Origin of the sequence: Bradyrhizobium liaoningense (assembly GCF_018130785.1) — a bacterium.
GTDB lineage: Bacteria > Pseudomonadota > Alphaproteobacteria > Rhizobiales > Xanthobacteraceae > Bradyrhizobium > Bradyrhizobium liaoningense_A.
Genome location: NZ_JAFCJT010000002.1, coordinates 811,218 through 831,174, shown reverse-complemented (window position 1 = coordinate 831,174; position 19,957 = coordinate 811,218). Strand labels below are relative to the sequence as shown.

The window sequence follows — 19,957 nt, the reverse complement described above, 5'->3', positions numbered from 1 at the left end:
GCCCCTGAGTTATTTCGATCTGTTTCTGGCGTTCCTCGGATTGACCTTTGGACTGCCCTCGGTGCTGCCCGGCCTGTTTTTTCAGAACAAGAACGATCGGCACCCGCCGTCGTAAACGGACCGATGGCGCTATCCGGACGGGCATGACGGACTCGCGCGCGACGGACTTGGAGCCGCGCAGATGGACCTGACGGTCACCACGCTCCTCATCGCCTTTGCCGGCGTGTTCCTGATCTGCTTCATGAAGGGCGCGTTCGGCGGCGGCTTCTCCATCGTCGGCATTCCGCTGTTGTCGTTCGTGATGGATCCGGTGACCGCCGGCGGGCTGCTCGCGCCATTGTTCATCGCGATGGACCTGTTCGCGCTGCGCTACTGGAAGCCCTCGACCTGGTCCAAGCCGGACCTCGTGCTGCTGTTGCCCGGGCTCGTGGCCGGCATTGCGCTCGGCTATCTCCTGTTTCGCGTGCTGGACCATCGCGCCGTGGCGATCGTGATGGCGGTCGTCACGCTGGGCTTCGTCGGCCTGTGGCTCGCGAGCGATCCGAAGGTGATCATTCGTCCGCGTTCGGCGCCGAAGGCGGTCGCGGCCGGTCTCGCCTCGGGCGTCACGACCATGGTCGCGCATTCCGGCGGGCCGCCACTGGCGATGTATCTGCTGCCGCTCGGCCTCAGCAAGGACGTCTATGCGGGAACGACCAGCCTGTTCTTCACCGTCGGCAATGCGACCAAGGCTGTGCCGTGGCTGCTGCTCGTGCGGCCGACCGGCAATGTCTGGTTCGTGATGGCCGCGTGCTTCCTTGCCATTCCCACCGGCGTCTGGCTTGGTTGGCGGCTGCACGGAAAGCTGGATCAGCAACAGATCTACCGGGCCTGTTACGGATTGCTGGTCGTTACGGCGCTGAAGCTCCTGTGGGATGGTGTTTCCGGCTATCTCGCGTGATCTTCGGTCGCACAGAACATGGCGATCGCCAGATCGATCCGCTTGTCCAGCGCCCGGCGGTTGAGCCTGAATCCGTCGTCGGTCAGCAGCCTGAAATGATCGTGGCTGAACACCATGCCGAGCAGCATTTCGGCCACGAGACGCAGCGGCAGGCCTTCGAGGCGTGGCTCCAGGCGTACCGTCTTGAGCAGTTCGACGAGATCATCCAGGCCTGTCTCCATGATGACCTCGCCGAACATGCGGCCGAGGTCCGGCGAGGCCTGGCGTTCGCCGATGATCAGGCGATGCAGAGCGATCTCGCCTGGCGCGAGCGCCACGTCCGCAATTCTTCGGAGTGCCGTCCGAAGCTGCGTCGTTGGCGGTCCTGCCAGCGGCGGATTTGCGAAGTGCGCTTCGGGCAGGCTGCGCAGCAGCATGGCGCGGAATAGCTCGGTCTTGCTCTCGAACAATTTGTAGAGCGTCTTCTTCGACATCCCGGCAGCGCCGGCGATGTCGTCCATCGTCGTGGCCGCAAAACCCTTGCTGGTGAAGGTGTCTTTCGCCGCCGCCAGCAGGTGCGCCATGCGCGCGTCCGGAGCGGGAAGATCGACGCTCCGTTCCTGGGGGCGATTGCCGCCGGTGCGCGTGCGATTCTCCGATGTTTTCGCCATGCACGACCTGCCGCCGATGTTGAGCCGCTTCACGACTGCTTGAACGCAAATGTGAGGGGAGCCTAGCACTTGACTTCGGGAATGGAAACTACCAAGTTTCCATATGGAAACCGAAGAGTTTCCAAGCGTTTCTGTTGCCGTGATCTCGCCTTGATCCGCAACCCCATCACATGGATCGTCATCATGCGTCCCCCGATCGTCCGCGCTGTTCCCCTGGTTGCCTTGCTGCTGCTTGCGGCTTGCGGGGAACAAGGCCAGCAGCCGGCATCACGGCAAATGGCGCCGGAAGTCGGCGTCATGACGTTGAAGCCGCAGGAGGCGAAGGTCTCGACGGTCCTGCCGGGCCGCGTCGTCGCCTACCAGGTCTCGGAAGTCCGGCCGCAGGTCACCGGCATCCTGCTCAAGCGCGACTTCGTCGAAGGTGCCGAGGTCAAGGAGGGCGACCAGCTCTATGAGATCGATCCCGTCCAGTACAAGGCGGCGCTCGCCAGCGCCGAGGCGTCGGTGCAGCGCGCGGAGGCGACGGTCGTCAGCGTGCGCCTGAAGGCCCAACGCAAGACCCAGCTTCTCCAAACCAATGCAGCCAGCCAGCAGGACGTCGACGACGCGGTCGCCGCCTACAAGCAGGGCGAGGCCGATTTGAAGGCGGCAGAGGCCAACCGCGACACCGCCGCGATCTCGCTCGACCGCACCAGGGTCATTGCATCGATCTCGGGCCGGATCGGCAAGTCGACGATCACGCCCGGCGCGCTCGTCACCGCAAGCCAGGCGACCGCGATGACGACGATCCAGCAGCTCGACCCCGTCTATGTCGATCTCGACCAGTCGACCTCCGAGATGGAGCGCCTGCGCAGCCAGATCGCCAGCGGAGAGCTCAAGCGGCCGACCGATGGCGTGCAGGTGGAACTCCTGATGGAGAGCGGCAAAACCTACGGTCACAAGGGCAAGTATGGTTTCACCGATGCGAGCGTCAACGAGAGCACCGGCTCGGTCTCCTCGCGCGCGGTCTTCGCCAATCCCGAGCGCGCGCTGCTGCCGGGCATGTATGTGCGCGCCCGCGTCATCGCCGGTGTCGACCCGGCCGCGATCCTGGTGCCGCAGCGGGCGGTCTCGCGCAATCCGCTGGGGCAGGCGGTTGCGATGTTCGTCGACAAGGACGGCAAGGTCGAGCAGCGGACGCTCGATCTCGGCGAGGATGTCGACGGCAACTGGCTGGTGCGATCAGGCGCCAAAGCGGGCGATCGCCTGGTCGTCGAGGGCACGCAGAAGGCGCGCCCCGGCGCAGCCGTCAAGACCGTCGAAGTCGCGGTCGATCCGGCAACCGGCCTGACAGTGAACCCGACGCGGCAGGCCGATGCGCGGCCTGCCGCTGCCGCAACCGAGCAGTAACCGTCATGTCGCATTTCTTCATCAAGCGACCGATCTTCGCCTGGGTCATCGCCATCCTGATCATGCTGGGCGGCGTGCTCGCGATCATGCGCCTGCCGATCGCGCAGTATCCGCAGATCGCGCCGACCGTCGTCACGATCACGGCGACCTATCCCGGCGCAAACGCACAAACCGCAGAAAACTCGGTGACCAAGGTCATCGAGCAGAACATGACCGGCCTCGACTATCTCCAGTACATGTCGTCGTCGAGCACCTCGACCGGCGTCGTGCAAATCTCGCTGACCTTCACCAACGAGGCCAATGCCGACATCGCCCAGGTGCAGGTGCAGAACAAGCTCCAACTCGCCACCCCGCTGCTGCCGCAGGTCGTGCAGCAGCAGGGCATCAAGGTCGTGAAGTCGTCGGCGAGCTTCCTGATGGTGCTCGGGTTCGTCTCCGAGGATGGCCGGCTCGGCGCCAGCGACATCGCCGATTACGTTGCGTCCTCGGTCAATGATCCCATCAGCCGCGTCGCCGGCGTCGGCCAGGTGACGTTGTTCGGCGCCGAATACGCCATGCGCATCTGGCTCGATCCCGACAAGCTCACCAAATACAATCTGATGCCAGGCGACGTCATCGCGGCGATCCAGACCCAGAACACGCAGGTCACGGCCGGTCAGCTCGGCGGCCTGCCGGCGGTCGGCGGCCAGCAGCTCAATGCCACCGTCACCTCGCAGAGCCGTCTGCAAACGGTCGAGCAGTTCAAGGACATCATCCTGCGCACCGCGTCATCGGGCCAGACGGTGCGCATCGGCGACGTCGCGCGCGTCGAGCTCGGTTCGAAGTCCTACGATTCGACCGCGCGTTACAACGGCAAGCCCGCCGCCGGCATGGGCATCAGCCTCGCGACCGGCGCCAACGCGGTCGCAACCTCGGAAGCCGTGAAGGCGCGCATTGCCCAGCTCACGGCCACCATGCCGGAGGGGCTTCGCGTCATCTACCCCTACGACACGACGCCGTTCGTCAAGCTGTCGATCGAGAAAGTGATCCACACGCTGCTTGAGGCGATCGCTCTCGTCTTCGTCGTGATGTTCGTGTTCCTGCAAAGCTGGCGGGCCACCATTATTCCGACCATCGCGGTGCCGGTGGTGCTGCTGGGGACCTTCGGCATGCTTTCGCTCGCCGGCTATTCCATCAACACATTGACGATGTTCGCGATGGTGCTGGCGATCGGCCTCCTGGTCGACGATGCCATCGTCGTGGTCGAGAACGTCGAGCGCGTGATGGCCGAGGAGCATCTCGGCCCACGGGAGGCAACCGAGAAATCCATGCGCGAGATCACCGGCGCGCTGGTCGGGATCGGCGTCGTGCTCTCGGCCGTGTTCATCCCCATGGCGTTCTTCAGCGGCTCCGTCGGCATCATCTACCGGCAGTTCGCGCTCACTATCGTCACGGCGATGCTGCTCTCCGTGCTCGTGGCGCTGGTGCTGACACCGGCACTGTGCGTCACGATCCTGAAGCCGCCGAAGCTTCATGGCACGCAGCGCGGCTTCTTCGGCCTGTTCAACCGCGGCTTCGACCGCATGGCCGATGGCTACCAGCGCGCCGCCGGCGGTGCGGTCCGGCGCGTCGCCGGCGTCATGATCGCCTTCGTGGCGATCGTCGCCGGCATGGTCTTTCTGTTCCAGCGACTGCCGAGCTCATTCCTGCCCGAGGAGGACCAGGGCACGATCATGACCCTGATCCAGCTTCCGGTCGGCGCGACCTCGACGCGCACGCTCGACGTCATCAAGCAGGTCGAGCATCACTATCTCGACGACGAGAAGGACGCCGTGGAAGGCGTGTTCGCGGTCAGCGGCTTCAGCTTTGCGGGGCAGGGACAGAATGTTGGATTGGCCTTCGTCAGCCTGAAGCCGTTCGACGAGCGCAAGCATCCGGCGACCTCGGCGCAGGCCGTGGTCGGCCGCGCAATGGGTGCTTTCGCGAAGATCCGAGACGCCATGGTGTTTGCGGTGCTGCCGCCCTCGATTCCCGGCTTCGGCAACGCCGGTGGCTTCGACATTTATCTCCAGGACACCGGCGGCAACGGTCACGAGGCGCTGATTCAGGCCCGCAATCAGCTGCTCGGCCAACTCGCGGCAGACAAGCGTGTGGCGCAGGCGCGGCCGAACGGCCAGGATGACACGCCGCAATTCAATCTGGACGTCGATCAGGCGAAGGCTACGGCCCTCGGCGTGAACCTGAGCGACCTCAACACCACGCTGTCGGCGGCCTGGGGCGGCGCCTACGTCAACGACTTCATCGACCGCGGCCGCGTCAAGCAGGTCTATGTGCAGAGCGACGCGCCGTTCCGCATGGATACCAGCGACATCGGCCGCTGGTATGTCCGCAATGCCGCAGGCTCGATGGTGCCGTTCTCGGCGCTGGCCACCGATCGCTGGAGTTTTGGCTCGCCGCGCCTCGAGCGCTACAACGGCGTCGCCGCCGTCGAGCTTCAGGGACAGGCGGGGCCGGGCATCAGCTCAGGCGTCGCCATGCAGGCGGTGGAAGAGCAGATGGCGAAGCTGCCGAAGGGCTACGGCCACGAATGGACCGGATTGTCGTTCCAGGAGCGGCTCACGGGCAGCCAGACGTTGTACCTCTATGCGATCTCGCTCTTGATCGTCTTCCTCAGCCTTGCGGCGCTCTATGAGAGCTGGTCGGTTCCGTTCGCGGTGATGCTGACGGTGCCGATCGGCGTGGTCGGCGCGCTCCTCGGAGCGACGCTCTTCAGCCAGGCCAACGACGTTTATTTCCAGGTCGGCCTGCTCACCACGATCGGTCTCGCCTCGAAGAACGCGATCCTGATCGTCGAATTCGCGCTGGAGCAGATCGCTTCCGGCCGCAGCCTCGTGGACGCCACGCTGCACGCGGCGCGGCAACGTCTCCGCCCGATCCTGATGACGTCGCTCGCCTTCATCCTCGGCGTTCTGCCGCTGGCTGTGGCGACAGGGGCGGGCTCCGCCAGCCAGAACGCGGTCGGTATCGGGGTCGCCGGCGGCATGATCGCGGCGACCGTGCTGGGCATCTTCTTCGTCCCCGCGCTGTTCGTGCTGGTGAAGCGGATATTCCCCGGCGCCCGGACGGATGCTGCCGTGCCGAAGACGGCGACCTTCGCCGAGCCGGCGGAATAGGTCCATCGGCTGGTTTGACATCCTTCACGCGAGCGCCTTTCATATCGACAATTTCGATGTGAGGGGCGCCCGTGGACACCGAGCTCGCGCGTACATTTCTGACGGTGGTCGCGACCGGCAATTTCATCACGGCCGCCGAGCGCCTTCACGTCAGCCAGTCCACCGTCAGCACGCGGATCCACAGCCTCGAAGAGCTGCTCGGCTGCACGCTGTTCGTGCGCAACAAGGCCGGTGCCGCGCTGACCGCGGCCGGCCGCCAGTTCCAGCGTCACGCTTCGACGCTTGTTCGCACCGTCGAGCAGGCCCGGCACGACGTCGGCGTCCCCAAGGGATTTAGCGGGGCGCTCGTGGTCGGTGGCCGCATCGGCCTGTGGGAAGAGTTTCTTCTGCTCTGGGTGCCGCGCATGCAGGAGGTCAATCCGCAAATCTCCATCCGCGCCGAGAGCGCGCTCGAGCCGGAGTTGATGCAGGGGCTGGTCGAGGGCCGCATCGACATCGGCGTGATGTATACGCCGCAAAGCCGCCCCGGCCTCAAGGTCGATCTGCTGATCGAGGAGCAGCTCGTGCTGGTCTCGACCAACCCGAAGAGTGAGCCGGAGCCGCAGGATGGCTATGTCTATGTCGACTGGGGGCCGGAGTTCTACGCCCGCCACAGCGCCGTCTTTCCCAATTTTGCAGGGCCCGCGCTGTCAGCCAATATCGGCTGGCTCGGGCTTCAGCACGTTCTCGCCAACGGCGGCTCCGGCTACTTCGCGCACCGAATCGTCGAGCCGCTGCTGAAGGCGCGGCGGCTTCACCTGGTGGCCGAAGCACCAAAGTTCTCGATGCCGGCCTATGTCGTCTATTCGGTCGATCAACCCGACGACCACGTGCAGAGCGCGATCGCGCTCATGCGCGACCTCGCAGCCGAACAGAGCCGTCGCGTGCCGGAAACGCCGGCGCGCGCCGCGCGCAAGCGGCGCTGACGTCTACGCCCCCGAGGGATTGTTGCTTGCCGCGGCTGCGGCCGCGATTTCGCTGGCGCGGTGCACCGGCGCGATTGCCGCCATCGTTTGTGCCAGCCGATAGGTGACCCAGCGGAGCAGCAATTGGAAGAATGACGCTTCGCTCTGTGATGTCGTTATCATGATCGCTCCTGGTGTGCGTGAGGCGTCTGCAGGAAGCAGCCTTCGCGGGCAACCGGCGATGCCACGCTGCTCAAGCTACGCAGAAGAGCGATTTTGACAAACGAATAATATTGGTGGTTATAGTCGAATTGTTCGATATTACGAAAAGCAGAAATTGTTTGATGTGTGCTTGGCCATTGGCCCGGACGGCATGCGCCGCCCGGACCTGTGCTCGAAAAACTACAACGTCATCTGCATCGGTTCGGGATAGTAATGGAAGCCCTCACCGGCCTTGGCGACATGGCCGTAGCCCGGCCACGCGAAGTGATAGGACATCACCGGCGTCTTGTTGGCCGCAAGCATCGTGAGCAGTTTCACGCGCGACTCGGCCGCCTGTTTCGGGTCGGTGTCGTAGGAGAATTCCATCCGCGGCCGTTCCAGCAGCAGCACGGAATGGTGCGAGAGGTCGCCGAGGAAGGCAAAGGACTTGCCGGCCGACGAGACTAGGAAGATGGTGTGGCCCACGGTATGACCGGGGGCGGCGATCGCCTGTACGCCTGGCAAAAATTCCTGGCCGTCCTTGAAGAAGACGATGCGGTCGCGGACCGGCAGCAGATTCTTGCGGGCGTGAACCACGAAGTCCTTGGTGGCAGCGCTGCCAAGCTTGCCTTCGTCGGTCCAGAAGTCGAAATCGGTCTGGGAGATGTAGATCTGCGCGTTCGGAAACAGCGGCTTGCCGCCGTCGTCCACGATGCCCCCGATGTGGTCGATATGGGCGTGCGAGCAGACCACGGCATCGATGTCCGCCGGCTTGATGCCGGCCTCGGTCATGCTCTTCTGCTGCCGGCCGGTGGTGGCGCCGAACATCTTGGACGAGCCCATGCCGGTGTCGAACAGGATGAGCTTGTCGCCGGTGTTGACGATCGGCGAGTTCTGCTCGAGCACGACGTTGTCCGGCGACAGGAAATTGTCCGCCAGCATCTTCTTCACCTCTTCCTTGGCGACGCCGGTGAAGGTCCCGGAGGGATCACCGAGCGGCAGCGGTCCGTCGGACACGACGGTGACTTCTGCGTCGCCGAGAACGAAGCGGTGCCAGTAGGGGGTCTGGGTGCCGAGCTTGGGAGCGCGCGCCATCGCACTGCTGCCGAGCATCGCGCTGGCGCCAAGGCCAGCCCCCAATGCGAACAGGGACCGACGTGAGACATCGATTGTCATGCGTTTCCTCCGCCTTTGTCTTTTGTTTCGCGCTGTTCGCGCGCTATCGCAATGCAATCAATGATTGTGTCGCGATTGTGTCTCCTGATCGCGCGATGCGGCAGGACAGCACGAATCTTTATGTCACGAGGGCGTCCGCACGCCCAGGCGTTCGACGAAGCGCACGAGGTAACCATCCGGGTCCTGGACGAGGAATTCACGCTGTCCGCGCTCCTGGTCCCCAACGCGGTACCAGGCTTCATTCGGTTGTTCGTAGAGCGGCCATTTGGCCTCGCCAAGAGCCTTGAGCATCGGATCGATGCGATCGACGACCATCTGAAAATTGATGCCGCGTCCAAACGGGCGCTGCATCTCGGCGGTCTCCCAGCGTCCGTTCAATTCGCACAGCATCACTTGCAGATGCCCCCTGACGAGATACGCAAATCGTGCATCCGGGCGGTCATAGGCGACTTCGAAACCGAGCAGGTCCTTCCAGAACGACAGGCTGTCCTGGATATTCGAGACGCTGAGTTCGGGCACGAGATCGGCAAAGCCGCCTTGCGGCGCGCTTCCGGTGCTTTGGGAGGTTGCGCGAGCGCCGGGGTCTGAAAGCAGCGGTTGGGTCATTGCGGCCTGGCCTGATGCCGTGATCGGTCTGCGAGGCACTTATTGCAGCGAAATGGCGCGATGGCCAGAAGCGGAATGATCGAACCAATGTCTCACGCAATCCGCAGCGCGAGGTCGTTTCCTTCCGTCTCGGCAAAGCCCGCCTGCAAGACCTCTTCGCGCTTGTGGCGCAGATGCGCACGCAGGATGTGGGAGAGGCCGGCGCCATCGCGCCGCTGGAGCGCGTTCAGGATCGCCTCGTGCTCCTTCACGGCGAACGCCCAGCGCTGCGGTGTCATCGGCGTGACATAGCGCGCGCGCCGGATGCGCGCGGTCACGGAGGCGTAGAGCGCGACCAGTGCGGGGTTTCCGGCTGCGGTGACGATGGCCTCGTGGATGGCGCGATTGCCGCGGTAGTACTGGATCAGGTCGCCCTCGCGATGATGCCGCACCATGTCGGCATGCGCGGCGGCGATCGCGTCGATCTCGGCGTCGGTGATGCGTTCGCAGGCGAGCTCGCCGGCGAGCGCCTCGAGACCCTGGCAGACCTCGAACAGGTCGCGCACGTCCTTGTCGGTCAGTTTTGCCGCGCGCGAGCCGCGATGAGGCAAGAGCTGCACGAGGCCTTCGGCGGCGAGCACCTTGAGCGCTTCACGCAGCGGCGTGCGCGAGATCTGGAGCCGGTCGCACAGCTCGCGCTCGGGAATCCGTGCGCCCGGCGTGATTTCGCCGTCGAGCAGGATGGCGCGGATACGGCCGACGACTTCTTCGTGGAGCATGGTTCGGTCCATTTGCATTCAAAAATGAAGCTATATGCGAGAAATTACAAGTTCCAGCTTGAAAATCGATAATTTTGCATTCAAAAATGTAAAAAACAGAAGGACATGAGGAAATGGACCAGCAGGTGGAGGCGGAGGACCTCGTTTTCAAACGTCAGGACGGCATCGGGCAGATCACTTTCAACCGTCCGCAGGCCCGCAACGCCTTCACCTTCGCGATGTACGAGCGGCTGGCCGCGATTTGCGAAGACGCCAACGACGATCATTCGCTCAAGGTGCTGGTGCTGCGCGGGGCTGGCGACAAGGCCTTCGCCTCGGGCACCGACATCAACCAGTTCCGCGAATTCAACACACCGCAGGACGCCATCGACTACGAGAACCGGATCGATCGCGTGCTCACGACGCTCGAGCAGTGCCGCGTGCCCACGATCGCGGCGATCAACGGGTTCTGCACGGGCGGCGGCGCGGGTATTGCCGCGGCCTGCGACCTGCGCATCGGCACCAGAAGCGCCAGGATCGGATTTCCCATCGCCCGGACACTCGGCAATTGCCTGTCGATGTCCAATGTCAGCCGTCTCACCGCGCTCATCGGCGCTGCGCGCGTCAAGGATCTGATCTTCACCGCGCGTCTCATTGACGCCACGGAGGCAGCAAGCGTCGGGCTGCTCGGCGAGGTCGTCGAGGATCTCGCCGCGCTCGACCGGCGCACTGAGGAGGTCGCCCGGCTGCTGGCCGGTCACGCGCCGCTGACACTGACCGCGACCAAGCAGGCGGTCGCTCGTCTGCAAAAGCGGCTGACGCGGGACGAGGGCGAAGACCTCATCCTGATGTGCTACACGAGCCAGGATTTTCGCGAAGGGCTCGATGCTTTCCTCAACAAGCGCGCGCCGCAGTGGCGCGGCCAATAGGACGGGCCGATGCAAAGCGATCAATCGCAATCCAACTCCGGCCGTTCGGGGCCGCTTGCCGGCCTCAAGGTCATCGATCTCACCCATGTCATGGCAGGGCCGACCTGTACCCTGATGCTCGCCGACATGGGCGCCGACGTCATCAAGATCGAGAAATCGCCGAACGGCGACGACACCCGCCATTCGGTGCCGCCGAAGATCGGCGAGGAGGCGGCATCCTTCCTGATGATGAACCGCAACAAGCGCGGCATCGTGCTGGATCTAAAGACCGACGGCGGCAAGCAGGTGCTGCGGCGGTTGATCGCAACCGCTGACGTGCTGGTCGAGAACTTTGCGCCGGGCGCCATGGAGCGTCTCGGCTTCGGCTACGAGGAGCTGCACAAGCAGCATCCAACGCTGATTTATTGCTCGCTGTCGGGTTTTGGCCGCACCGGCCCCTACAAGCACCGCCGCGGTTTTGACCTCGTCGCCCAGGCCATGAGCGGCATCATGAGCTTTACCGGCGAACGCCCCGATGGGCCGCCGGTCAAATGCGGCCCGCCGCTGTCCGACATCACCGCCGGCCTGCTCGCGAGCATGGGTATCCTCGCCGCCTATACGCACCGCCTAAAGACCGGCGAGGGGCAATGGGTCGAGACGTCGCTCTATGAGGCGGCGCTGGTGCAGACCTACTGGCAGTCCACGATCGCGCTGGCCGCGGGCACGGCGCCGCGCGCGATGGGCTCGGCCCATCCGCTGAACGCGCCCTATCAGGCGTTCGAAGCCTCCGACGGCTGGCTCGTGGTCGGTGGTGCCAACAAGAAGCATTGGCTGTTGATGCTGGAAGCGCTCGGTGCGAGCGAACTCGCCGCCGATCCGCGCTTCGTCACCGGGGCCGACCGCATGGCGCATCTGAAGGAGCTCGAAGCGGTCCTGAGCGAGCGCTTCCGTACCCAGTCGCGGGCGCATTGGCTCGCGGCGCTGGACGAGAAGGGCGTGCCGTGCGGACCCGTGCACGACATGCTGGAGGCGCTGAGCGATCCGCAGACGCTGGCGCGCGAGATGGTCGTCGAGGTCGAGCACTCCACGCTCGGCCCCGTGAAGACGATCGGGCTTCCCGTCAAATTTTCGGAGACCCCAGGCAAAGTGCGCACCGGTGCGCCGGTCTACGGTGAGCATACGAGCGAGGTGCTGGCCGAGCACGGGTTCGACCAGAAGCAGATCGAAGCGCTCGAGAAAGAAGGCGCGATCGTTGCGGCCTCAGACAGATGCAAGGAACGCGTCGCCTGACCGGACGTCGTTACAAGAAATAAAACAGAAGAATGCTGGAGGAAATCATGGGTCGGACGTCAACATTTCTGCTTTCCGCAGCTGCGGCCGTGCTCGCTGGCGCGGTTCCGGCGCTTGGCGCCTGGCAGCCACAGAAACCGATCGAGTTTGTCGCGACGGCTGGGCCGGGCGGCGGGACCGACAATCTCGCGCGTGCCGTGCAGAACATCGTCACCAAGCACAAGCTGACCGAGCAGCCGATCGTCGTCGTCAACAAGGGCGGCGGCAGCGGCGCGGAAGGCTATGTCTACGGCAAGGCCTCGGCGGGCGATCCCTACAAGGTCATCTTCGGCACCTCGAACGCCTGGCAGCAGCCGCTCGTCTCCAAGGTTGCCTTCAACTACACCGATCTCACCCCGATCGCGGCGATGGCGCAGGACGAGTTCCTGCTCTGGGTCAAGCAGGACGCGCCCTACAAGACGGCGGGCGACTATCTGAAGGCGGCCGCATCCGGCGAATTCAAGATGGGCGGCGCGCAGTCGAAGGACACCGACGAGGTGCTGACCCGCATGATCGAGAAGGCCGGTCACGTCAAACTGACCTATATCCCCTTCAAGAGCGGCGCGGAGACCGCGGTGCAGCTCGCCGGCGGACATCTCGATTCCCACGTCAACAATCCCAGCGAAAGCCTCGGGCAATGGCGTGGTGGAACGCAACGCCCGCTTTGCGTTTTCAGCCCGAAGCGGCTGGCGCAGGGTGCCAAGGTCACGACGACCGAAGGCTGGGGCGACGTTCCGACCTGCGTGGAGCAGGGTCTCGACATCAAGCAATACGAGCAGCCGCGCACGGTGTGGCTGCCCGGCAAGGTCACGCCGGAGCAGGCCGCATTCTACGTCGACTTGATGAAGAAGGTGCAGGCGACGCCGGAATGGAAGGACTACATCGAGAAGACCTCCCAGGTCGACACGTTCCTGACCGGGGCCGAGTTCGACAAGTTCATCAAGGAGGACCTCGATCACGTCAAGCAGGTCGCGGGCGAACAGGGCTGGCTGGTGAAGTGAGGCGACCATCGTGCCACAATCTCCACTGTCGTCCCGGCGTTCGCCGGGACGACGCATGAGGGAGGGCGCCCATGATCTCGCGCCGCGCTCTTGAACTTGCGACCGCCGTCCTCACCGGCAGCTTTGGTGCGGTCGTCGTCGTCTCCAGCCTCGACAACGGCATCGGCTGGTCGAGCTCGGGCGTCGATGCCGGCACGTTTCCGTTCCTGACCGGCATCATCGTCGTGCTCGGCAGCCTCTACAATCTGGTGCGCGGCGTGCTGCCGGCTGCCTCGCTCGCGAGCGTTCCGATCGCGATCACGCCGCTCGAGCTGCGTCGGCTTGCCGGCCTGTTCGTGCCGGCTGCGATCTTCGTTGCCGCGATCCCGCTGCTCGGCATGTATCTCGCCTCGGCGGGTTATGTCTTCGCGGTGCTGGCGATCCCGAGACACCAGTCCGTGCCGCGCGCGCTCGCCATGGCGGCAGCCACTGCGCTCGGGCTCTACGTCGTGTTCGAGCGCATATTCCAGGTGAGCCTGCCGCACGGCGCGCTCGCTTCCGCGCTCGGAGTCTGAGGGAGCGGCGGGATGGAAAATCTCCAGGAGCTCCTGCACGGCTTCACCATCGCGGTCACCGTGCCGCATCTGCTGCTGATGGCGGTCGGCGTGCTGCTCGGCATTCTCGTCGGCGTGCTGCCGGGGCTGGGCGCGCCGAACGGGGTGTCGCTGCTGCTGCCGCTCACTTTCGGCATGCAGCCGGTCTCGGCGATCATCCTGCTCTCCAGCATGTATTGGGGCGCGCTGTTCGGGGGATCGGTGACCTCGATCCTGTTCAACATCCCGGGCGAGCCGTCCTCCGTCGCCACCACCTTCGACGGCTATCCAATGGCACGCGACGGCCGGCCGACCACGGCACTCGCCACCGCCTTCGGCTCGGCGGCGTTCGGCGCGTTGATCGGCGTCATCCTGATCACCTTCCTCGCATCCTGGGTGGCGCAGGTCGCGCTCGCCTTCGGGTCGCCGGAGTATTTTGCGGTCTATTTCCTGGCCTTTGCCAGCTTCGTCGGCATGGGCGGCGCGGCCCCGATCAAGACCGTCGTGGCGCTCGCGATCGGCTTTGCCATCGCCGCCATCGGCATCGACACCGTCTCCGGCAGCGTGCGCCTCACCATGGGCATCGACGAGCTGGTCAAGGGCGTGAATTTCGTCGTCGCGGTGATGGGCCTGTTCGGCATCGGCGAGCTCCTGGTCGCGGTCGAGGAAGAGTTTCACGCCCGTGCGGTCTCCTCGAAGATCGACTGGCGCGAGGTGTTTCGCGCCGTCGGTCGCCTGCCACGCCACAGCGTTGCGCTGTTGCGCAGCGCCGCAATCGGCTGCTGGATGGGGATCACGCCGGGCGGTCCGACCGCGGCCTCCTTCATGAGTTACGGCATCGCCCGTCGCTTCTCACGTCGCGGCCGGCATTTCGGCACCGGCGAGGTCGAAGGCATCATCTCGCCGGAGACGGCCGATCATGCCGCCGGCACCAGTGCGCTGTTGCCGATGCTCTCGCTCGGCATTCCCGGCTCCGCGACCGCCGCCGTGATGATGGGCGGGTTGATGATCTGGGGCCTCAATCCCGGGCCGATGTTGTTCGTCGACCAGAAGGACTTTGTCTGGGGCCTGATCGCCTCGATGTATGTCGGCAACATCGTCGCCGTCGCCCTGGTGCTGCTGACCGTCCCGGTCTTCGCCGCCCTGATGCGGATTCCTTTCGTCGTCATCGCGCCGCTGATCGTGATCATCTGCGTCGTCGGCGCCTATTCGGTGTCGAACTCCTATCTCGACGTCGTCATGATGCTCGGATTCGGCATCGTCGGCTATCTCTTCAAGAAACTGTTCTATCCGCTGGCGCCGCTGGTGCTTGCAATCGTGATCGGCGACAAGGCCGAGGATGCGTTCCGCCAGTCGATGCTGCTCTCGAAGGGATCCCTGGGCATCTTCTTCGCAAACAAGCTGGTGACGTGCTTGATCGTAGGCGGCATTGCGCTGCTGTTGCTTCCGCTTGTGCTGCAGCTTGCGCGCCTGCTGCGCAAACCCGCGCCGTCCACCGATGAGACGACAAGCCGGGAGAAGGTGATCATATGACCGCAAAGCCGCTCATTGCACTGGCAATGGGAGACCCCGCTGGGATCAGCCCGGAGCTGACAGCGAAACTCGCTGCGCTGGACGAGGTCCGTGCCCGCAGCCGGATCGTCGTGATCGGTGACCGCCGCATCTTCGATGAAGGCGCGCGCGTCGCTGGCGTCAAGCCGGACCTGGCCATGGTAGAGCAGGGGGCCGACCTTCGGGCGACGAAGGCAGAGGCGCTCTTCGTCGATCTCGGTCATCTCGATCCCGCGCAGGTGGAACGCGGAGTCGCAAACCTCGCGGGCGGAAAGTTCGCGTTGGCAAACTACAGATATGCGCTGGAACTCGGCCGCGATGGCCGCGTCGAAGCTGTCTGCTTCACCCCGTTCAACAAGCAGGCGATGCGACTTGCGCGCTCGGACTATGACGACGAGATCGCGTTCTCGGCGGAGGTGGTCGGGCTCAAGACCCCGGCAAGCGAATTCAACGTGCTCGGCGAGCTCTGGAACGCGCGCGTCACCTCGCACATTCCGCTGAAGGACGTCGCGGCGCGATTGTCGAGCGAGCGTATCCATCGCGCGCTCAGGCTGACGGACGCCTGCATGCGCAACGCCGGTTTTGCGCGGCCGCGCATCGCGGTCGCCGGGCTCAATCCGCACGCTGGCGACGGCGGTAATTTCGGCCGCGAAGAGATCGACATCATTGCGCCGGTGGTTGCAGCCGGCCAGCGTGACGGCATTGCCGTGGAGGGCCCGTTTCCCGCCGACACCGTGTTCCTGCGTGCCAAGGGCGGCGCCTTCGATGCGGTGCTGACGATGTACCATGATCAGGGCCAGATCGCGATGAAGCTGATGGGCTTCGATCGCGGCGTGACCTTGCTCGGCGGCTTTCCGTTTCCGATCTGCACGCCCGCGCACGGTACCGCCTATGACATTGCCGGGCAGGGCGTCGCATCCATCGGTGCGAGCCGTGCCGCGCTGCTGCTCGCGGCGGAAATGGCGGCGCGGCGCGCTGCGTGATTGGTACGGACTGAAGCACCGAGCGCTGACTGCGCTCGCCTTGCGCGCAGGCGCGAGCCTTTTCGGGAAAAACTGGAAACTTCCGCTGTCGCCGCGAGTTGGCGTCCCATGAACATCTCCCACGTCGGAGCTGGAACATGGTCGACGACGGCCCGCTACGAACAGCGGTGGATAGCGCTTGGTCTGTGTACCGTGCCCGGCATCGCGACGTCGATGCTGCGGATCGCCGTCGCTGCCTGCTCGAGCGTCATCTGCAAGGGAGGCGGAAAGCAAGCGAGAGTAACGGTGATGCCCAGGAACTCACGGGATTCGGGCTTGCCTATCTCGCGCGGCTTTCCGATGACGAATGTTGAGTCTCATTGATGGCCTTGTCTGCCGCCTCGCGAGCGCAAGCGCGAGGCCGGATTGGACGTTGCTTGCGATTTCGACCCTTCTGTCGGCAGCCATCGTGCTGATCGTGCGTTCAGCGGCATAGCGGGCTCCCATGCGCATAGCTCAGCTCGCTCCCTTGGCCGAAAGCGTCCCTCCGAAGCTCTACGGCGGTACCGAGCGGGTGGTGGCGTGGCTGGTGGACGAGCTTGTCAGGCTCGGCCACGACGTCACGCTGTTTGCGAGCGGCGACTCCCGAACGACCGGCAAACTTCATCCAGTCTGGCCACGTGCGCTACGTCTCGGCCGGAAGGGTGCGGATCCGAGCGCAGCCAGTGCAATGCTGCTGGAAGCGATCGCGAAACGAGCGAGGGACTTCGACGTGATCCACGCGCATATCGACTGGCTGCCACTGCCGCTGCTCAGTCGCCTTGGCGTGCCGTTCCTGACGACCATGCACGGTCGTCTCGATTTGCCCGGATTGCCTGACGTGGTTCGGCAATTCCCCGAGGCAGGCTTCGTGTCGATTTCCGATCACCAGCGTTTGCCGCTTGCGGATGCGAAATGGATTGGGACGATTCAGCACGGGCTGCCGTCGGAGCTGTTGCGCCCTTCCTATGAGGAGGGAGCTTATCTGGCGTTTCTTGGCCGCCTCACGGCAGACAAGGGGCCGGAGGACGCCATCCGCATCGCGCGCGCGGCCGGGATGCCTCTCCGCATCGCCGCGAAGATCCCGCGCGCCGAGACCGCCTACTTCAGGAAGCACCTCGACCCCCGGATCGACGGCGACCAGATCCAGCTTGTCGGCGAAGTCGATGACGTGAAGAAGCAGCCCTTCCTTGGCCGGGCCGCCGCTCTGTTGTTTCCGATCGATTGGCCGGAGCCTTTCGGGTTGGTCATGATCGAGGCGATGGCGTGCGGAACGCCTGTGATCGCCTACCGCTCCGGCTCCGTCCCTGAGGTCATCGAGCACGGCCTGACCGGTTTTATCGTCGAGAACGAGGAACAAGCTGTCAAGGCGGTCGGCGAGTTGGGCAAGCTGGATCGAAGGAGGGTGCGCGCCCGCTTCGAGGAGCGCTTCGCCGCACGTCGAATGGCGCGACAGTACGAAGACCGGTACCGCGAGCTGGTTACCGCTTCAGCTCGAGAATTCGACACGCAACGGTTGGAAACATGAGAGGAGGCGGCGATGTCGCTGACGAAAGCGGGGCAGATTTGCATCCTACTTGTCTTAGCCCTTGCGGCGTTGCCAGCGGTCGCTGCCGAGATGACCGCGGACGCCATCAATTCCGCCCAGCCATCGAAGAAGATCCTCTCGAACGAGAAGCCGACCCCGGCGGGCGTGCGGCTGCAGGTTCTTCTGGACAGGGCGCACTTCTCGCCCGGCGAGATCGACGGCAAGTTCGGAGAGAACGCCAGGAAGGCGCTGCGTGCCTATGCGGAAGCGCAGCAATTGCCGAGTTCGGACGCCTTGACGGAGGATGTCTGGAAGGCACTGCAGGCGGACGACCGGGCGGCGATGACGCCCTACACGATCACCGAGCAGGACGTCGCGGGGACCTTCTTGCGCAAGCTGCCGTCGAAGATGGAGGACATGCGGGGCATCCCGAAGCTTGGCTTCACCAGTCCGCGCGAAGCACTGGCCGAGAAGTTTCACATGAGCGAGCAGCTATTGGCCGCGCTCAACCCGGGGCGACATTTTGATCGCGCCGGCGACACAATCGTTGTCGTCGATACCTCCGGCGGAGCCGGCGGCGCGCCCGCCAGGGCTGACAGGGTCGAGATCGACAAGAGCCGGCAGACAGTGAGGCTGTTCGACAAGTCGAATGCGTTGATCGGATTCTATCCGGCAACCGTCGGAAGCGAGGAGAAGCCGTCACCGTCGGGCACGTTGAAGGTCACGGAGATCAGCCGAAATCCGTTCTATCGCTACAATCCCGCTTATCACTTCAAGGGCGTCCGCTCCCGCAAGCCCTTCATCATCAAGCCCGGCCCGAACAACCCGGTCGGAACGGTGTGGATCAGCCTGTCCGCCGAAGGCTACGGCATCCACGGAACCCCGGCGCCAGACAGGATCTCCAAGGCGGAGTCGCACGGGTGCGTGCGCCTCACCAACTGGGACGCCGAACGCGTCGCAGCCAGCGTCGCGAAAGGTACACCGATCGCGTTCATGGGAGGCCCCGGTTGACGCTGCGTTTCGTTGCCGGCAACGCCGTCTGCTGCGCCGGCGCTACTTTGCGATCGGCGTGACCAGCTCCTTGTCTGCTGAATCCACGACGAAGACGGCAAGCAGCTTCGCAGGTTCGCTATCGCTGGCATTCGCGCTTATGGCGTGACGGTCGCCGGGCTTTTCGAAGAAATTCTCTCCTTTGCGATAGACCTTGGCGGGTTCGTCATTGACCTGACTGCGGATCGCTCCTTCCAGGATGGTCGCATAGATGAATGCGGATCGCGGATGCATGTGAGCCGGCGAGGACCCTCCGGGACCATACTCGACCAGCACACCCTTCATGCTCTTGCCTGGCACGTTCGGCAGCGCCTGGTCGAACACGACCGTCACTTTGGCCAGAGCTGCTGCCGGTTCGGCCGCATGGCCCGTCAGGACTGATGCGGCATAAATCGCCGTTGCGATCAGCAATCTGCGCATTGGGATTTCCTTCATTGTAGTTGTTGTCCTGATGGAAGGTCTGGCGGACCCTCAGAGCCTTGCGAGCCACGTTGCGAGCGGCGTTTTTCCAAGCCGCGCCTCGCCGAGCGGGTTCAGCGATGTGTCGTCGATGGGGGCGCCGTAGTACGGTGCCTTCGGGTCTCCCACCACCGGTCGGGCGTCGCCGGACGCCTTCAGGCGCCGCGCAATGAATTCATTGAAGGGCGCCTTCTCGGGGCCTGCGATATCGATGGTGCCGTTGAGCGGCCGGCCCATGGCGACCTCCGCGAGGCGATCGGCTACGTCTTCGGCGGCGATCGGCTGAAACAGTGCGGACGGGACGACGATCTTTCCTTCGACCACAGCCGTTTCGGCGATGGCGCCGAGGAATTCGAAGAACTGGGTGGCACGAACGATGGAGTAGGGGACCGACGAGGATTTGATGATGGTCTCCTGGGCGAGCTTGGCCCGAAAATAGGAATTGTCGGGCGATCGTTCGGTCCCCACGATCGATAGCGCCACGTGATGCTTCACGCCCGCGGCTGCCTCTGCCGCGACGAGGTTTGTGCTCGAGCGCTGGAAGAAATCGAGCACGGCGGCGGGCTCCCAGGACGGCGCGTTGGCAACGTCGACGACGACATCCGCGCCGGCCAGCACCGCTGCGAGGCCTTCCCCGGTCACGGCGTTCACGCCTGATTTCGGCGACGCGGCCACGGCCTCGTGGCCGTGTTGTTTCAACTTCGTCACGAGCTTGGATCCGATCAATCCGGTCCCACCGATCACGACGATCTTCATGGCGTGT

Annotated in this window: 20 protein-coding genes; 13 read left to right on the top strand and 7 right to left on the bottom strand. The window is 64.4% G+C overall.

Annotated elements, in window-relative coordinates; translation table 11 throughout:
* Nucleotides 1-181: 181 nt before the first annotated feature.
* Nucleotides 182-940 carry a sulfite exporter TauE/SafE family protein gene (locus JQ627_RS09625; RefSeq protein WP_212483935.1) on the top strand — a complete coding sequence of 253 codons (759 nt, stop codon included), beginning with the start codon at nt 182-184 and terminating at the stop codon, nt 938-940.
* Here JQ627_RS09625 and JQ627_RS09620 read toward each other — a convergent pair.
* The gene (locus JQ627_RS09620) at nt 928-1,590 is read right to left on the bottom strand and encodes a TetR/AcrR family transcriptional regulator (RefSeq protein WP_212483934.1); all 663 of its coding nucleotides are present in this window, start codon (nt 1,588-1,590) and stop codon (nt 928-930) included. The genes JQ627_RS09625 and JQ627_RS09620 overlap by 13 nt on opposite strands.
* A 183-nt stretch (nt 1,591-1,773) precedes the next feature.
* On the opposite strand from JQ627_RS09620, the gene JQ627_RS09615 reads away from it, so the two are divergent.
* From JQ627_RS09615 to JQ627_RS09605, 3 genes are all read left to right on the top strand, one after another.
* Nucleotides 1,774-2,979 (top strand): efflux RND transporter periplasmic adaptor subunit, encoded by a 1,206-nt coding sequence (locus tag JQ627_RS09615; RefSeq protein WP_212483933.1) that lies wholly within the window; start codon nt 1,774-1,776, stop codon nt 2,977-2,979.
* 5 nt (nt 2,980-2,984) lie between these two features.
* The gene (locus JQ627_RS09610; protein WP_212483932.1) at nt 2,985-6,131 is read left to right on the top strand and encodes an efflux RND transporter permease subunit; all 3,147 of its coding nucleotides are present in this window, start codon (nt 2,985-2,987) and stop codon (nt 6,129-6,131) included.
* 71 nt (nt 6,132-6,202) lie between these two features.
* Nucleotides 6,203-7,096: a LysR family transcriptional regulator gene (locus JQ627_RS09605; protein WP_212483931.1), complete on the top strand. Its 894-nt coding sequence runs from the start codon at nt 6,203-6,205 to the stop codon at nt 7,094-7,096.
* 3 nt (nt 7,097-7,099) lie between these two features.
* Here the strand turns inward: JQ627_RS09605 and JQ627_RS09600 are convergent, their stop codons facing one another.
* The 4 genes from JQ627_RS09600 to JQ627_RS09585 form a co-directional block, all read right to left on the bottom strand.
* Nucleotides 7,100-7,258 carry a hypothetical protein gene (locus JQ627_RS09600; protein WP_212483930.1) on the bottom strand — a complete coding sequence of 53 codons (159 nt, stop codon included), beginning with the start codon at nt 7,256-7,258 and terminating at the stop codon, nt 7,100-7,102.
* Between the two features lie 219 nt (nt 7,259-7,477).
* Nucleotides 7,478-8,452, bottom strand: coding sequence for an MBL fold metallo-hydrolase (locus JQ627_RS09595; RefSeq protein WP_212483929.1), 975 nt, complete (start codon nt 8,450-8,452; stop codon nt 7,478-7,480).
* Nucleotides 8,453-8,575: 123 nt separating this feature from the next.
* Nucleotides 8,576-9,058, bottom strand: coding sequence for a VOC family protein (locus JQ627_RS09590; RefSeq protein ID WP_212483928.1), 483 nt, complete (start codon nt 9,056-9,058; stop codon nt 8,576-8,578).
* A gap of 92 nt (nt 9,059-9,150) precedes the next feature.
* Nucleotides 9,151-9,816: a GntR family transcriptional regulator gene (locus JQ627_RS09585; protein WP_249142967.1), complete on the bottom strand. Its 666-nt coding sequence runs from the start codon at nt 9,814-9,816 to the stop codon at nt 9,151-9,153.
* Between the two features lie 113 nt (nt 9,817-9,929).
* Between JQ627_RS09585 and JQ627_RS09580 the strand changes: the two genes are divergently transcribed.
* The 9 genes from JQ627_RS09580 to JQ627_RS09540 all read left to right on the top strand — a co-directional run bounded on the left by JQ627_RS09580 (nt 9,930) and on the right by JQ627_RS09540 (nt 18,696).
* Nucleotides 9,930-10,724, top strand: coding sequence for an enoyl-CoA hydratase/isomerase family protein (locus tag JQ627_RS09580; RefSeq protein WP_212483926.1), 795 nt, complete (start codon nt 9,930-9,932; stop codon nt 10,722-10,724).
* Between the two features lie 9 nt (nt 10,725-10,733).
* Nucleotides 10,734-11,993 (top strand): CaiB/BaiF CoA-transferase family protein, encoded by a 1,260-nt coding sequence (locus tag JQ627_RS09575; protein WP_212483925.1) that lies wholly within the window; start codon nt 10,734-10,736, stop codon nt 11,991-11,993.
* A 47-nt stretch (nt 11,994-12,040) separates the two neighbouring features.
* Complete coding sequence (locus tag JQ627_RS09570; RefSeq protein ID WP_212483924.1) at nt 12,041-13,033, top strand: tripartite tricarboxylate transporter substrate binding protein; 993 nt, start codon at nt 12,041-12,043, stop codon at nt 13,031-13,033.
* 71 nt (nt 13,034-13,104) lie between these two features.
* Nucleotides 13,105-13,587 carry a tripartite tricarboxylate transporter TctB family protein gene (locus JQ627_RS09565; RefSeq protein WP_212483923.1) on the top strand — a complete coding sequence of 161 codons (483 nt, stop codon included), beginning with the start codon at nt 13,105-13,107 and terminating at the stop codon, nt 13,585-13,587.
* 12 nt (nt 13,588-13,599) lie between these two features.
* Nucleotides 13,600-15,138 (top strand): tripartite tricarboxylate transporter permease, encoded by a 1,539-nt coding sequence (locus tag JQ627_RS09560; protein ID WP_212483922.1) that lies wholly within the window; start codon nt 13,600-13,602, stop codon nt 15,136-15,138.
* A complete protein-coding gene (locus tag JQ627_RS09555) occupies nt 15,135-16,139 on the top strand; it encodes a 4-hydroxythreonine-4-phosphate dehydrogenase PdxA (RefSeq protein WP_212483921.1) in 1,005 nt (334 codons plus the stop codon). Before JQ627_RS09560 ends, JQ627_RS09555 begins: the two co-directional genes overlap by 4 nt.
* 137 nt (nt 16,140-16,276) lie before the next feature.
* On the top strand, nt 16,277-16,492 hold the full coding sequence (locus JQ627_RS09550; RefSeq protein ID WP_212483920.1) for a hypothetical protein: 216 nt from the start codon (nt 16,277-16,279) through the stop codon (nt 16,490-16,492).
* Between the two features lie 131 nt (nt 16,493-16,623).
* Complete coding sequence (locus JQ627_RS09545) at nt 16,624-17,685, top strand: glycosyltransferase family 4 protein (protein WP_212483919.1); 1,062 nt, start codon at nt 16,624-16,626, stop codon at nt 17,683-17,685.
* 12 nt (nt 17,686-17,697) lie between these two features.
* Nucleotides 17,698-18,696, top strand: a complete 999-nt coding sequence (locus JQ627_RS09540; RefSeq protein WP_212483918.1) for a L,D-transpeptidase family protein — start codon at nt 17,698-17,700, stop codon at nt 18,694-18,696.
* A gap of 42 nt (nt 18,697-18,738) precedes the next feature.
* On the opposite strand, the gene JQ627_RS09535 is transcribed toward JQ627_RS09540, so the two are convergent.
* Both JQ627_RS09535 and JQ627_RS09530 read right to left on the bottom strand, forming a co-directional pair.
* On the bottom strand, nt 18,739-19,155 hold the full coding sequence (locus JQ627_RS09535; protein WP_212483917.1) for a cupin domain-containing protein: 417 nt from the start codon (nt 19,153-19,155) through the stop codon (nt 18,739-18,741).
* A 51-nt stretch (nt 19,156-19,206) separates the two neighbouring features.
* Complete coding sequence (locus JQ627_RS09530) at nt 19,207-19,950, bottom strand: SDR family oxidoreductase (protein WP_212451595.1); 744 nt, start codon at nt 19,948-19,950, stop codon at nt 19,207-19,209.
* Nucleotides 19,951-19,957: the final 7 nt, after the last annotated feature.

What these genes read in the sequence shown, in the direction of transcription:
- JQ627_RS09625 (WP_212483935.1), top strand. Translation starts at nt 182, where the DNA reads ATGGACCTGACGGTCACCACGCTCCTCATCGCCTTTGCCGGCGTGTTC.
- JQ627_RS09620 (WP_212483934.1), bottom strand. Translation starts at nt 1,590, where the DNA reads ATGGCGAAAACATCGGAGAATCGCACGCGCACCGGCGGCAATCGCCCC.
- JQ627_RS09615 (WP_212483933.1), top strand. Translation starts at nt 1,774, where the DNA reads ATGCGTCCCCCGATCGTCCGCGCTGTTCCCCTGGTTGCCTTGCTGCTG.
- JQ627_RS09610 (WP_212483932.1), top strand. Translation starts at nt 2,985, where the DNA reads ATGTCGCATTTCTTCATCAAGCGACCGATCTTCGCCTGGGTCATCGCC.
- JQ627_RS09600 (WP_212483930.1), bottom strand. Translation starts at nt 7,258, where the DNA reads ATGATAACGACATCACAGAGCGAAGCGTCATTCTTCCAATTGCTGCTC.
- JQ627_RS09595 (WP_212483929.1), bottom strand. Translation starts at nt 8,452, where the DNA reads ATGACAATCGATGTCTCACGTCGGTCCCTGTTCGCATTGGGGGCTGGC.
- JQ627_RS09590 (WP_212483928.1), bottom strand. Translation starts at nt 9,058, where the DNA reads ATGACCCAACCGCTGCTTTCAGACCCCGGCGCTCGCGCAACCTCCCAA.
- JQ627_RS09585 (WP_249142967.1), bottom strand. Translation starts at nt 9,816, where the DNA reads ATGCTCCACGAAGAAGTCGTCGGCCGTATCCGCGCCATCCTGCTCGAC.
- JQ627_RS09580 (WP_212483926.1), top strand. Translation starts at nt 9,930, where the DNA reads ATGGACCAGCAGGTGGAGGCGGAGGACCTCGTTTTCAAACGTCAGGAC.
- JQ627_RS09575 (WP_212483925.1), top strand. Translation starts at nt 10,734, where the DNA reads ATGCAAAGCGATCAATCGCAATCCAACTCCGGCCGTTCGGGGCCGCTT.
- JQ627_RS09570 (WP_212483924.1), top strand. Translation starts at nt 12,041, where the DNA reads ATGGGTCGGACGTCAACATTTCTGCTTTCCGCAGCTGCGGCCGTGCTC.
- JQ627_RS09565 (WP_212483923.1), top strand. Translation starts at nt 13,105, where the DNA reads ATGATCTCGCGCCGCGCTCTTGAACTTGCGACCGCCGTCCTCACCGGC.
- JQ627_RS09560 (WP_212483922.1), top strand. Translation starts at nt 13,600, where the DNA reads ATGGAAAATCTCCAGGAGCTCCTGCACGGCTTCACCATCGCGGTCACC.
- JQ627_RS09555 (WP_212483921.1), top strand. Translation starts at nt 15,135, where the DNA reads ATGACCGCAAAGCCGCTCATTGCACTGGCAATGGGAGACCCCGCTGGG.
- JQ627_RS09550 (WP_212483920.1), top strand. Translation starts at nt 16,277, where the DNA reads ATGGTCGACGACGGCCCGCTACGAACAGCGGTGGATAGCGCTTGGTCT.
- JQ627_RS09545 (WP_212483919.1), top strand. Translation starts at nt 16,624, where the DNA reads ATGCGCATAGCTCAGCTCGCTCCCTTGGCCGAAAGCGTCCCTCCGAAG.
- JQ627_RS09540 (WP_212483918.1), top strand. Translation starts at nt 17,698, where the DNA reads ATGTCGCTGACGAAAGCGGGGCAGATTTGCATCCTACTTGTCTTAGCC.
- JQ627_RS09535 (WP_212483917.1), bottom strand. Translation starts at nt 19,155, where the DNA reads ATGCGCAGATTGCTGATCGCAACGGCGATTTATGCCGCATCAGTCCTG.
- JQ627_RS09530 (WP_212451595.1), bottom strand. Translation starts at nt 19,950, where the DNA reads ATGAAGATCGTCGTGATCGGTGGGACCGGATTGATCGGATCCAAGCTC.